The organism is Mesorhizobium sp. WSM4830 (assembly GCF_055811495.1).
This window is the reverse complement of the sequence record NZ_JBVVQI010000033.1, coordinates 1-12,793: the sequence shown is the minus strand read 5'-3', so window position 1 is coordinate 12,793 and position 12,793 is coordinate 1. Positions and strand designations below refer to the sequence as shown.

Sequence of the window (12,793 nt, the reverse complement as noted above, 5' to 3'; positions counted from 1 at the left end):
AGGTCTCGTTTCCGGTTCGGGGAACAAGAGTCATTTCGACGAGACGTTTCGACGCCGCGCCAATGACGAACCGGTCGGATATCGAGGGGGAATTTTGTTTTGAGATCAGCAGGATCGCGCCTCGCGAAGGGAGAAAGCCGCGCCATTGTGGCGGCGCTTTTCTCGGTGCTCCTGGCGTCCTGCACCTCGGCCGGCGACCCGACCATGTCGGTCGGCATGCCAGGCTATAATACCTCGGCTACCGAAATCAGCACGGCCGCCGGTGCGCCCCAGGCCAGCACGGCCGCATCATCGTCGCAGATGACAAGCGCACAAATGACGATGAATGCCGACGGCGACGCCAACCTTCCCGAGCAGGTGGCCTATGTGCCAATGGCCAAGCCAGGGGCCAAGTCCGATGCCGGCTTCCCCATTGGCATTCCCACGGCAGCCGAGACGATCGCGGGACAGACGCCGCAGCCGCTGCAACCAAACGCCCAGACGGCCGAACAGGCCGTGGCACAGAACAGTGCTGATGCATCGAAGCCCGACGCCAAGGCCGTCGCGCCGGCGATGAACAACCCGGTCTATGTGACCGCCGGCGAGATGCCGCAGCCACAGGCCTACGCACCGAAAAAAAACTTCCTGGCCTCACTGTTCAGCGCCACGCCCGCTTCGGCGGCACCTTCTTCGCCGGCCAACAGCAGATCGGGCGGGCAGGCAACCGTCGTGCAGGCCAAGGCGACGCCTGCGACAAAACCCACGGTCACCCTGGCCTCGGTCAATCCGGCTGAAAAGCCGGTGCAGCTGGTGTCGACAGGCGATACCAGCCACTTCACGGCCGACGCGCTGCCCGGCGTGCGCCAGACGGCGCTGTTCGAGATCAAGCGCAAATCCGGCCTCGACGATGAGAGCGATGTCGATCTCAACGAAGACGAAGGTTCGGGTGGTGCCTACCAGGTCGCCTCCGCCGCCGGCCTCGCCCGGCTGGCGCCCAACGGTCTCCTGAAACAGAACGAAAGCGTCGATGTCGCCTGCTTGAAGCCGTCGCTGGTTCGCGTGCTGAAGACGATCGAAGGCCACTACGGCCGCAAGATGACGGTCACCTCCGGCTATCGCGATCCGGCCCGCAACCGCCGCGCCAACGGCGCCAAGAATTCGCTGCATATGTACTGCGCCGCCGCCGACATTCAGGTCCCCGGCGTCTCGAAATGGGAACTGGCGAGCTATATCCGCACCATGCCGGGCCGCGGCGGCGTCGGCACCTACTGCCACACCGAATCCGTTCACGTCGATGTCGGCCCGGAGCGCGACTGGAACTGGCGTTGCCGCAGGCGCGGCTAGGGCGAAGTTTCTTCCGCCGCTGCGAAGGCCTTCGGCGGCGTTGCATCATGCCGAAAAAACCAGCTTGGCTGTCGGAAAGACGCGGTTTGGAGCCAAAGGAAAAAAGTTGTCGCAGCCGACGGCAGACGGGTTGCCGGTTTGTCGCGACGCAACTATAAGCGCTCACATCTGAGCGCGCCCATCGTCTAGCGGTCAGGACACCGCCCTTTCACGGCGGTAACAGGGGTTCGATTCCCCTTGGGCGTACCAGCACACAATCAACACTTACGGTCTTTGTGTTCGGATACGTCAAATATCCGTCGAATATACGCCCGCGAACAGCAGCGAACAAAGATAGGCTGATACTGGGCCTTTGCAGCGCCACCCCTCCTCGAAACCGTTCCATCGAAAGGACGGTCACATTGTCTTGGGCGATCTTCTGCTTTTCGCCCCTGGCATCATTGGCGTCGGCGCGCCGTGATCTTGGGCAAGGTGCCGACATTCTCGATGCTATCACCGGGGACGATCAGGCATCGTTCGGTCGCTTCTATTCAGATGCCAGGAAGCGCGGTCTCGACTACGCCGGCAAGAATGGGATGTCCGCAGCACGGTCTTTGCCCAGACGCGCAAGGTCTCGTGCATGGTCATGTCGTAAGCGCGTCCCACTCTTTAGATACCCATTGACACATGTGTAGAAGCTGCGAAGCGCGGCTTTGGGATCGCTCACGAACCTCGTGACGTCACCGATTAGGCATTCTCTCCACCTCGCCAGCATTTCCCGTGATGGGCGATGGCGGCCTCGATCTCTTCATCGGTGCCACCACGCAATGCGACCAGCTTGGCGGCCAGTTCGATGGCACGTTCGACGTGCGCATCGGCAAGCTGTTCGGCGGCCGCGATGGCCTGTTCCCGGGTCATCTTCATGACTGCACCTTCGATCCAACTGGCACTCTGACATGCGGCTTCTGGACCTTGGTCAGACCCGCCTCCGGTCAAGCCGGGCTGATCGGCCGCGTGAAAGCACCTGCGCGGCGAGGAAGATTTAAGGCATGCATAATTACAGGACTTCAAACAGCATTGAGCTTGTCCACAAAAGAACTGTTCGTCCGTCGGTTTGAGGGGCCGCAACTGACCTTTGGTAGCAACGCCCGCTGGCACCGGCTGGCGGCCCTTTTGAACCTCAGGCTAAGCTATGATAACGGGTGATGGTAGGATGAGCTGGGAAGAGGGGAAAACGTTTGAGCCGCATTTTGATAACGGTCATCGCAGGAATCTGCTTCACAATATCGACCGCTTCGGCCGGGCAGGGAGAACAGCAAAACATCAATTACTTGGCACGTATGGCAGATGGCAAATTGCATCGGGCTGCAGCAATTTCAGGTAACATCTATGGCGTATTGAAAAGGTGCCCGGCGCTGAGACCGAGCGAAAGCGGAAAAGCTATGATGGCTGTCTCCATCCTTTTGTACGACGGGCTAGATAAACACTTGGCGCCCAATCCGGCTAAATTCAAGAGGGCTATCAGCGTGTTTGAAGGCGCTTACCGCAAAGCTGTTCTGAGTAAGGTTAATTGCCAGACCGAGAAGGCCAAGGACCCAGATAGTTACCGGTAGATGTCCGCTTGAGGCCAATCCATTCGCGGGAAGTATTATGGCCGTAGCCAAGCGGGATCAGGAGCGATCGCCCAAGGCGGCAGTGTCGACGGCATGGAGCGCCTGGTCAACTTCAGGGCGGAACGCCGCAGAAATCGGCCTGGCCGGTCTACGCCCTCAACCCCCTCGCCTCGCCGCCGCGTTTGCGCGGAACCATCATGTCCCTGGCCAGGAGGCCGCTCACCCGGCAAAACGCCATGAAGGCCCGCCATGCATCTTCGGTCTCGACGATGTCCACCGTGGCACCAAAACAGGCGTTGAACGCGGCCTGGTAGGTTGGCCCCTTCCGGCGAACCGGCCACGTTTGCAGGAAATCGAGCGCCTGCTCGACACTGTAGATTTCCTCGACCGGCTGGCCGGGCACAGGCGCGATCCGCACCGGCACCTCGAATTGCAGTCTGTCCATTCGATCTCTCCCGAACCGACGCCCCCGCAGCAACGCCGTTCGTCGCAAAAAATTGCGGTGGCGGCTTAACGCTTGGGCCGTTTCTCGCCTAAAAATGTGTCGTCACTACGGTAGCCAATGAACCCGGCGAAGCGTGGACCGCAACAGGCAAGGAGAATGCCCCCAAGCGTGAATATCGCCGGTCTTCGGCTGTCGCCGGCAGTTCGTCCTTGAACCTTGCGCTTTCCAGTGCCAAATCTGAGGGGATTTCTCTCGCGGGGCTCATCCAGGCCTCGCATCCCTGCAAGACGGATAAAAATGGTCACCTATCTCGACGCCGCCACGGCACCGCTCAGAAACACCGGCCAGATCCGTCTTTACGACGAGGAAGGCTTTGTCGGCATGCGCAAAGCTTGCGATCTCACCGCGCGCTGCCTCGACGAACTTGTGACGATGGTGGCGCCCGGCGTCACCACCGAAGCGATCGATCGCTTCGTCTTCGAGTTCGGCATGGACCATGGCGCGCTTCCGGCAACGCTCAACTACCGCGGCTACACGAAATCATCCTGCACCTCGATCAACCACGTCGTCTGTCACGGCATACCCGACAGCAAGCCGTTGAAGGATGGCGACATCGTCAATATCGACGTCACCTATATCCTCGACGGCTGGCATGGCGACTCCTCGCGCATGTATCCGGTGGGCACGATCAAGCGTGCCGCGGAGCGGCTGCTCGAAGTCACGTATGAGTGCCTGATGCGCGGCATCGCGGCAATCAAGCCGGGCGCCCGCACCGGCGCCATCGGCGCCGCCATCCAGACCTACGCCGAAGCCGAGCGTTGCTCGGTGGTGCGCGATTTCTGCGGCCATGGGGTCGGCCGGCTGTTTCACGACGCGCCGAATATCCTGCATTACGGCAGCGCCAGCGAAGGCGTCGAGATGCGGCCGGGCATGATCTTCACCGTCGAGCCGATGATCAATCTCGGCCGGCCGCATGTGAAAGTGCTGTCGGACGGCTGGACCGCGGTGACGCGCGACCGTTCGCTGTCGGCGCAGTACGAGCACACGATCGGCGTCACCGAGAGCGGCTGCGAGATCTTCACGCTGTCGCCAAAAAACCTCGACCGCCCCGGCCTGCGGGCCTAGTGTCTGGCAGATCGGGCGTTACCTTGCCCGGCTAATGCTGGGTGGGGCAGCCATGAACGGTGACGACGACGAGCGGGCCTTCTTTCCCGAAAGGCCGGTGCGATCGCCCGCCAAGGCGGTGGCCGCCGACAAGCCACATTATCTCGGCCATCGCGACCGCTTGCGCGAGCGCTTCGCCGCCGGTCCCAACACCCTCCCCGACTATGAACTGCTCGAGCTTTTATTGTTTCGGCTAATCCCGCGCGCCGATACCAAGCCGGTCGCCAAGGCATTGCTGGCACGCTTCGGTACATTGGCCGAGGTCCTCGGCGCGCCCATCGAGCGCCTGCAGGAGGTGAAGGGCATCGGCCCGGCGGTGGCGCTCGACCTCAAGGTGGTTGCGGCAACGGCGCAGCGCATGGCGCGCGGCGAGATCGCCGGCCGCGAGCTGTTGTCGACCTGGACGCAGGTTCTCGAATACTGCCGGTCGGTGATGGCCTTCGAGGAGCGCGAGCAGTTCCGCATCCTGTTCCTCGACAAGAAAAACGCGCTGATCGCCGACGAAGTCCAGCAGGTCGGCACCGTCGACCACACCCCGGTTTATCCGCGCGAGGTGGTCAGGCGCGCCTTGGAGCTCTCTGCCACGGCGATCATTCTGGCGCATAATCATCCGTCGGGAGACCCGACGCCGTCGCGCGCCGACATCGAGATGACCAAGCTGATCATCGAGACGGCCAAACCGCTGGGCATTGCCGTTCACGACCACATCATCATCGGCAGGAAAGGCCACTCCAGCATGAAGGGCCTGCTGCTGATTTGATCGAGAATGCCTGCATCACCGCGATCGCGCGCGCACGATGAAGACAGGCGACGATACTGCACTTGGCCAGGCGAGGCGTTATCCCTGCGTCTTCAGCCCCGAAGCATTGTCACCGCGACAATTGCCGTCAGCAGCACAATCCCCGCGGCAGTCAAGAACGTGATGTCCGCCGCGCTCGTGTACGCGCTTTGCGCTGCCAACAATAACGCGCTGCCGTCGCCGAGACTTGGCGCAAGGCTGCTCGCTGCCCCAATACCGCGTAGCGCGGTCTCTATTGTGTTGGCGGGAATACCCGCGGGCATGGTGACGCCGAGCGCAGAGCGATAAAGGAGGGTGGCAAGACTGCCAAGCAAGGCGATGCCTAGCGCGCCACCGAACTCGGAGGCCGTCTCGGAAAGGGCCGAGGCAGCGCCGGATCGCTCCTTGGGCGCCGCGCTTACGACGAGGTCCGCGACGATCGCAATGCCGGGAGCCGAGCCGATCGAGAACAGCACGTTTCCCAGAACAATCAGAACCAAGCTGTGTATTTCCCCGGCGTATGCCATCAGGGCGAGACCGCCAGCAGCAAGCGTCAGGCCGAAGCCGAGGACATAAGCTGGCCGCATCAACCTGAGCACAGCCGAAGTCAACAATGATCCCACGATGAAGCCGAGCCCGGCCGGGATGCTCCAGAGGCCCGCTTCCAGGGGGGTTAGCCCCAAGACCAACTGGAGATACTGGGCGACAAGAACGAGAATTCCGAAGCCAACGAAGAAGTCGAGGACGTTAATGCCGAGCGCCGCTACCACAGCCGGCCGCTTGAACAGGCGCAAGTCAAGCAGCGGATCGGGCAAGCTCATCTGCCGCCTTGCGAACACCACTCCGAACAACAGGCCTAGTGCGACCGCGGATGCCGCCCACACGACACTGCCGCCCTCAGCAACTAACTTGATTCCGAAGACGATCGGCAACACAGCTGCCAGAGACAAGGCAGCACTCAGGATATCAAGTCGCCCGGCGTTTGGGGTCCTGTGCTCGGGCAGCAATACCGGTCCGACTATCAGCAGAAGCGCCGTAATGGGGAGAGGCACGAGAAACACGGCTCCCCACCAGAAGTGTGATAGAAGCAGACCACCAACGACCGGGCCGATCGCGCCGCCAAACGAGAAACTCGCGACCCAGACGCTTACAGCGAAGGTCCGCTGACGGTCATTGCGGAACATGTTGCTGATGAGAGATAGCGTCGAGGGCGCCAGCGTTGCGCCAGCAATCCCGAGCAGCGCCCGAGCCAGGATGAGCATCTCGGCACTGCGCGCAAAGGCTGCGACCAGCGACAGGAGCCCGAAGGACGTAGATCCAATCAGCAGCAGCTTCCGCCGGCCGATGCGATCGCCAAGAGCTCCCATGATGAGGAGCGACCCGGCCGCCAGAAAGCCGTAGATGTCCACGATCCAGAGCAGTTGCGCGGCCGTGGGCTTGAGGTCGGCGCTTAGCGATGGCACCGCCAGGTTCAGCACGGTCAGATCCATCGCGTAGAGTATGCAGGGCAGCGCGATGATGGCGAGGCCGATCCATTCGCGATGCGTGGCTCGGCCCGCGTGCAGGCCGGTGGTGTCGGATGTGCCCATTGCCATCTCCCGATTGTTGAAGTCCGCTGACGGATTGCCTGACTGCTTACGCCGCTATCATTCAAAGCGAAGACACGCGCGGCTTTGTGGCCTCCAAGGCCTCACCAGCGGACCAAAGCGCAACCCCGAGAAGGGTCAGGTCCTTGACGATGAAGGCGCCAAGCGCCGGGTCGAGTTGCGGCGTGGTGACAAGGAAACTCAGCGTGACCACCAGCGAGGCAGCGATGCCGTAACTGCCAATTGCCGAGACCCATGGGGTAAAGGGACGCGAGGCCATCATGAGAGCCAAGGCGATCTCCACAACGCCGATGAGGTCCGAGGACAGTTGCTGATTAAGCAGTCCGGGGAGCCAGAATAAGAACGGGCTGTGAACAAGCAACGGATGAATCGCAGTCGCTTCGGCCGCAGTGAACTTCGCCACTCCGAACAACACGAAAAATAGGACAAGGCTATATCGAGCTACCACCTGCCCTGCCTCCAGGGTCCATTTCCGCAAAGTCGTCATGACTTTTTCCCTTGAAAAGTGCGTGCTACACGCACATAATAAGTCATATAATTGCTAGCGCCGTCAACCCCTCATGATAAAGACTGCCGCCATGACACGTTTGAGAACCGCCAATATGCTTGCCGCCTTCGCTGGCGAAATCGCTGAGCGCGTGGACGCGACCCTCAAAAGTCACCCCAACCAAACCGACTCTGCCTCAGCTGCGCTCAACATCATGGGCTTTTGGGAGGGCATCACCAACGCGCAGCTCGCGCGGGCGCTAAACCTCTCGCACACTGCGACGGTGCGTCTGGTCGACAAGCTTGAGGCTCAGGGTTTCGTCGAAGCTCGCAAGGGTGAAGACAAGCGTGCTACGCACCTCCACGTCACTCCGGCCGGCCGCGAAGCCGTATTGCCCGCTCTGGTCGCACGTTGCGCGGCGGTCAATGACTATCTTGGGGTCCTCACCGCGGCTGAAGAAAAACAACTCACCGGCCTTCTCGAAAAGCTAATGCGCCCACTAGCGACGGATGCATACGGGGTCAGCCATTTTTGTCGCCTCTGCGAATTTGCGGCGTGTCCCGGGGACCAGTGCCCGATGCACGCCAATATAGAGTCTTGGCCCGAAATTTGACGGACCATGTACTTTGCGTCGCGATATCCGGACGCCGACTCGGCGACGTCCCGAGGGGAGAAGCACCACGGCAACATTCGCGGGACGTCCGATATTTCTCGATGAAGATGTGAGGGAGCGTGAAGGGTCACGTGGTTCACGGACTACAGATCCCAGGCCCATACCCCCAGCGATTTCCCAAATCAAGACAATTCTGTCAGTTCAATGCTATGGGTCCTGAGGGGAGACTGCTCCACAACCATCCGTCGGGCGACCCGACACCGTCGCGCGCCGACATCGAGATGACCAAGCTGATTATCGAGACGGCCAAACCGCTTGGCATTGCGGTTCACGACCACATCATCATCGGCAGGAAAGGCCACTCCAGCATGAAGGGCCTGCTGCTGATTTGAGGTTTGTTGTCTTCAGCTTTGGCCGCTGTGCGCACATATACCGCAACGGTCGAGGCAGGTCGGGTCGATAAACTCCGGCGCCGAGGCTCAGCTGGCCGTGCGCAGGCGCCGCGATCGGACGAAGGTCTTAAGTCCCTCGGAATCGAACGCGTGGCCGAAGGCATAACCCTGCAATATGTCGCAGCCCAGGCCCTTGAGTAGCCGTGCATGCTGCATCGTCTCGACGCCTTCCGCCACGACCTCGATACCCAGCGACTTGCCGATTTCAATGATCGACGAGACAACCTGCCTTCTCTGCGGCGATTTGACGATTGGGGTAACCAGCTGCCGATCTATCTTCAGCCGGCGCGGCTGCAACTTCAGCAAACTGACCATCGAAGCGTAGCCGGTACCAAAATCGTCTATTTCGACGTCAATCCCCAGTTCTTTTATCTGCTCGATGTTCCAGGTGACAAGATCGTCGTTCTCGTCCAGGAAAATCGACTCAACGAGCTCAAACGAAACTGTTCCTTTCTTGATATTTTGTTCTCGCAGGCTCTTGATGAGCTCTTCGTCTTGAAGGCGCCTCGCCGAGACATTGACCGACACCCGTGGAATGTTAAGTTTTGCCGCGGACCACTCTTCGAAATCCGAAAGCGATTGCTTCAATATGGCTTGATCGATGATCGAGACGACGTTCAGTTCTTCTGCAATCCTCAGGAAGACGTCGGGCGCCAAAATACCCTTTACTGGATGTCGCCATCTCGCCAGCGCCTCAACCCCAACGATTTCGAGCGTCTTTGCGTCAAATTGGGGCTGGTAGAACGGGATGAACTCGTTGCGCTCGAGGCCGCCGAGAATTTCGTCGGCAATCCGCTTTGTGTCGACGATTTCGCTTTGCATCGCGTCGGTGAAGAATTCGTATCGATTGCGCCCACGCCTCTTTGCTCGGTAAAGCGCAATATCGGCGTTCACCAGCAGGTGTTTGGCTTCGACATCTTTTCCGTTGTCGACAGCGATACCCACGCTGACGCCAAAACGGCACCGATGGCCCTGATAATAGACCGGTTCGCGCATCTGGCTGATGACCCGATCGGCAAGCAGCGCCAGTTGCTTGGTATCGTCGCGTACCACGCACAGAACGATGAATTCGTCTCCTCCGATGCGGGCGACGAATCCTTCGTCGCCGACCTTCGATCTGAGGACTGTCGACGCGTGAACCAACATCGCATCACCGGCGGCGTGGCCCAGCGTATCGTTGATGTGCTTGAACCGATCCAGATCGATGTGAAGCAGTGCCGCACGCCCGCCTGAGCGCCTGGCGTTTGCCGCGTAGTCTTCCAGTACCTGGTCGAGGTAACGCCGGTTGGGCAAGTCGGTCAGCGAGTCATGAAGCGCGATGTGCTCTATACGCGCCTTGGCCGACTCGAGTTCTGCATTTTTCGACTCGGACAGCTGTTTTGCGCGAACCAGATCCTTGTTCAGCAGGACGTCGGCAGTCACGTCCCATTCCGCGCCGATCATTTTTGGGGTGTCGTTTGCGGCCCGGTAAAGGATCGCCTTGGACCGGACATGACGGACCTCGCCATTGGGGCGCACAATCCGGTACTCCGACAAATATGGTCGTCCGCTGGCCACCGCCCTATCGAAATCTGCGTTGGCGCCAGCCAGATCATCTGGATGGATTGCTCCCGCCCAGTCCGTGTAGCCCCGGTGCTCCCCCGCTGGTTTGCCATATATTTCATTGACGCGTTCATCCCATGTAAGCTCGTTGGTCGCGAGATCGTGTTCCCAAACTCCAATAGCCGAAGCTTCCAGAGCGAGTTCAAGGCGTCGTGACAATCGGCGCAATTCCGCATAATTGCGCTGTCTTTCGCCTATCAGACGACCGGTGACCAGGAAGGGGAACACAACCAAGGCTCCGGCCGTCGCCATGATCGCGCGCAGCAACCATGCATTACTTGGCGTCGAAGGCCAGCCGTTCTTGGGAATGGCAGCGAGCTGCCACGAGCCGGAAGGAAGCAAAACGTCAGCCGTCACCGGATCGCTTTTGCTGATCTCCTCATTGCCGTAGAATTGACCACCACGGTGACCGAGGGCGTCCCTGCCAATCAGGGCGACGTCGATCCCGAGATCGTCGTCAAGCATGCCGCTCGCTCTGTAAAGGCGCTGCACGTCGACAACGGCGGAAATGATGCCCCAGAACCTTTCCGTGTTGCCCGCGCTCGGCACGAAAACCGGAAAGCGGCCGATGAAGCCTTGTCCTCCCTGCTTCAGCTCGACGGGACCGGCAAGCACCAGCTTGCGTTCATCTCGCGCCCTTAGCGCAGCCGCACGTTGCCGCTCGTTCTTGCGGTAGTCCAGGCCCATCGCCTGCTCGTTACCCTCCATCGGGTACATCAGGGAAACGACCAGATCGGGCGCGCCGGCAATATTGTTCAATTGCGAGTCGGCGCCAAACAGATTGCTCGCCAGCGAGGCGAAGCGTTGCTGTCCCATATAGGGCTCGGTCACGACCGCGGCGACCAATCCACGCACGAGTTGAAGGTTTCCGTTGATATTGCCTTCGAGCTTGGCGCGGATGAGATTGACCTTGGTCAGTACGTCCGCACGGACGGCCTGGTCCGAGACGACTTTGTTCTGGTGCTCCGCGAACGCTGCGCTGATAAGTATGACGACAAGCGCGATCGCCGCCGGAATATTTGCCGACGAAAAGACGACCTCCTTGAGGCCGCCGAACCTAGCGCGGAAAAAAGCCAATAGGCGATTCCTCAAGTGCCATTTCAGGTTCCCGGGTCGACCCGATGAGGAACATTAGCGTTCAATGTTTAATTTGACCTTCACGCTCCTTAGAGCTTTTGCACTTTCCGACCGTTGCTGATGTTGCAGACCCGAGCGGTTGGAGCCAATAGCCGGCTTGCACCGAGGTCGGCCCCCTGAGGCGCTGGCGTCGGCTATCCAGTGTCTGTTGACCATTCGCGAGGATATCTGATGCGAGCAGGAACCGCCGGCCGGCGGCCGGTTCCTTGCTCATTGCCGTTCGTTTGTGGAATCGGACCGACAAGAAAGGCCAGCTAGACCAGGCTTGCTCGGAAGATCGAGGAGCGCGAGCGCGATTGCACACTTCGACGCTCCGACCCGAGTACTCCGGGAGCTTTGACCTGGACTAGTGCCCCTCAATCGCCTTGGGAGACACAAGGTATGGTATCTTGCCGACGCTGCGCTTCGTCGCGCCAATGGAATAAGCCATCGGTATCTTGGGAGAGTTCTCGGGCAGGCCGTACATGTCCTTGCCGGCCCGCACGGCAAATGAAAAGTGCTGCCACGAAACCGTGTCATGCTCGTTGAGAAAATCGAGCGTCAGACCAGCTGAAATCAGCGCATTCACCACGTCACTGATCGGGTGAATCCACTCATAATAGCGAGGATGCTTCAAAATTCGATCATCGCCGGTGTAGGTCAGTTCCTCGTTCCAGGCGAGCGGCCGAGCTATCGGCGTTCGCCAGTCATGCTTCAATTCCAGGGCCGCGGCCTTTCGATCGCACTGAAACATCAATGGATGGCCCTCGGCCATGTAGAGGCGGCCGCCAGGTCGCAGGAGATCGGCAACCACCCGCGCCCAACGGAACACGTCGTCCAGCCAGTTTACCGAACCCCAGGTAACGTAAGCGATGTCAAAGGTCCGACCGAGCGCTTCCACCGCCTCGAACAGTGGCGCTTCCACGAAGCGCACGTCGGTGCCTGCCTTCGCAGCAAAATCCCGCGCCGCCACGATCGCCGTCGGTGAAAAGTCGAGCCCGGTCACGCTGCCTGCGCCGAGATTCTTTAGGCTGATCGTGTCGAGGCCGATGTGACACTGCAGGTGGACGATATCCTTGCCGGCGATATCGCCGAGCTCGCGCGTTTCCAGCTCATAGAGATTGGATCCGCCGGCCAGCACATTCTCGATGTGGTAGCTGCCCGTTGTGTCGGTCGAGTGCAGTTCGGCCCGATCATCCCAATTAAGGCGGTTCGCGCCCAGAAACCGTTCCAAATTCCCCCACCCCTGACTGACGCATGGTAAACAAGTCGTTAAAGCACCTTTGCAGCGAAAGTATCGCGCGTCAATCCGGACCGGGCGGCAGTGCGCCAGCGCTCGCAAAAGCCATGGCCCCGGAAGGCTTGGTGCTGATCAAAGGCTTCTGGCGCGATCGCCGCGCCCGGCGGTCCCGGACTCCACCGTCGTGGTTTGCGTGTGGATCAGTCGGTTCCTCAGCCCGGCACAGCCACCATCGCGATATTTCTGGAGAGCTCGTTTGTGGGGGCAGCTGTGTCTGCCGTGGCGCTCGTGAGTGCCCGGTAGAGTGCCACATAATCGCTGCACATGCGCTCGACCGTGAACCGCTTCTCGAACGTCTGCCGCACTCGTGCGCG

The 12,793-nt window shown here is 60.3% G+C and carries 11 protein-coding genes, 1 tRNA gene and 1 pseudogene; 8 read left to right on the top strand and 5 right to left on the bottom strand.

What is annotated here, in order from left to right; all coding sequences use genetic code 11:
- The first annotated feature begins 204 nt into the window (after nt 1-204).
- The 4 genes from AC0L2Y_RS29090 (at nt 205) to AC0L2Y_RS29075 (ending at nt 2,915) form a co-directional block, all read left to right on the top strand.
- Entirely contained in the window at nt 205-1,323 is a 1,119-nt protein-coding gene (locus tag AC0L2Y_RS29090) for a YcbK family protein (RefSeq protein ID WP_473561263.1), read from the top strand.
- A 174-nt stretch (nt 1,324-1,497) separates the two neighbouring features.
- Nucleotides 1,498-1,572, top strand: a tRNA-Glu gene (locus AC0L2Y_RS29085).
- Nucleotides 1,573-2,085: 513 nt separating this feature from the next.
- Entirely contained in the window at nt 2,086-2,508 is a 423-nt protein-coding gene (locus tag AC0L2Y_RS29080; protein ID WP_473561212.1) for a hypothetical protein, read from the top strand.
- Nucleotides 2,509-2,540: 32 nt separating this feature from the next.
- Nucleotides 2,541-2,915: a hypothetical protein gene (locus tag AC0L2Y_RS29075; RefSeq protein WP_473561210.1), complete on the top strand. Its 375-nt coding sequence runs from the start codon at nt 2,541-2,543 to the stop codon at nt 2,913-2,915.
- A 148-nt stretch (nt 2,916-3,063) separates the two neighbouring features.
- On the opposite strand, the gene AC0L2Y_RS29070 is transcribed toward AC0L2Y_RS29075, so the two are convergent.
- The gene (locus AC0L2Y_RS29070; protein WP_023678889.1) at nt 3,064-3,360 is read right to left on the bottom strand and encodes a DUF982 domain-containing protein; all 297 of its coding nucleotides are present in this window, start codon (nt 3,358-3,360) and stop codon (nt 3,064-3,066) included.
- A 297-nt stretch (nt 3,361-3,657) separates the two neighbouring features.
- Here AC0L2Y_RS29070 and map point away from each other — a divergent pair, with 297 nt between their 5' ends.
- Both map and radC read left to right on the top strand, forming a co-directional pair.
- On the top strand, nt 3,658-4,485 hold the full coding sequence (gene map / locus AC0L2Y_RS29065) for a type I methionyl aminopeptidase (protein ID WP_353026601.1): 828 nt from the start codon (nt 3,658-3,660) through the stop codon (nt 4,483-4,485).
- Nucleotides 4,486-4,537: 52 nt separating this feature from the next.
- Nucleotides 4,538-5,284 carry a RadC family protein gene (radC, locus tag AC0L2Y_RS29060; RefSeq protein WP_352865131.1) on the top strand — a complete coding sequence of 249 codons (747 nt, stop codon included), beginning with the start codon at nt 4,538-4,540 and terminating at the stop codon, nt 5,282-5,284.
- A gap of 92 nt (nt 5,285-5,376) precedes the next feature.
- Here the strand turns inward: radC and AC0L2Y_RS29055 are convergent, their stop codons facing one another.
- Entirely contained in the window at nt 5,377-6,891 is a 1,515-nt protein-coding gene (locus AC0L2Y_RS29055) for an MFS transporter (protein WP_473561209.1), read from the bottom strand.
- 61 nt (nt 6,892-6,952) lie between these two features.
- Nucleotides 6,953-7,396 (bottom strand): DUF417 family protein, encoded by a 444-nt coding sequence (locus AC0L2Y_RS29050; protein WP_473561207.1) that lies wholly within the window; start codon nt 7,394-7,396, stop codon nt 6,953-6,955.
- Nucleotides 7,397-7,487: 91 nt separating this feature from the next.
- Here AC0L2Y_RS29050 and AC0L2Y_RS29045 point away from each other — a divergent pair, with 91 nt between their 5' ends.
- Together AC0L2Y_RS29045 and AC0L2Y_RS29040 are read left to right on the top strand one after the other, a co-directional pair.
- Entirely contained in the window at nt 7,488-8,009 is a 522-nt protein-coding gene (locus AC0L2Y_RS29045; protein WP_352667981.1) for a MarR family winged helix-turn-helix transcriptional regulator, read from the top strand.
- A gap of 227 nt (nt 8,010-8,236) precedes the next feature.
- A pseudogene (locus AC0L2Y_RS29040) lies at nt 8,237-8,401 on the top strand (JAB domain-containing protein); the annotation flags it as partial.
- 87 nt (nt 8,402-8,488) lie between these two features.
- On the opposite strand, the gene AC0L2Y_RS29035 reads toward AC0L2Y_RS29040, so the two are convergent.
- Both AC0L2Y_RS29035 and AC0L2Y_RS29030 read right to left on the bottom strand, forming a co-directional pair.
- A complete protein-coding gene (locus AC0L2Y_RS29035; RefSeq protein WP_473561261.1) occupies nt 8,489-11,068 on the bottom strand; it encodes a bifunctional diguanylate cyclase/phosphodiesterase in 2,580 nt (859 codons plus the stop codon).
- A 478-nt stretch (nt 11,069-11,546) separates the two neighbouring features.
- Complete coding sequence (locus AC0L2Y_RS29030; RefSeq protein ID WP_023678894.1) at nt 11,547-12,413, bottom strand: class I SAM-dependent methyltransferase; 867 nt, start codon at nt 12,411-12,413, stop codon at nt 11,547-11,549.
- Nucleotides 12,414-12,793 lie beyond the last annotated feature (380 nt).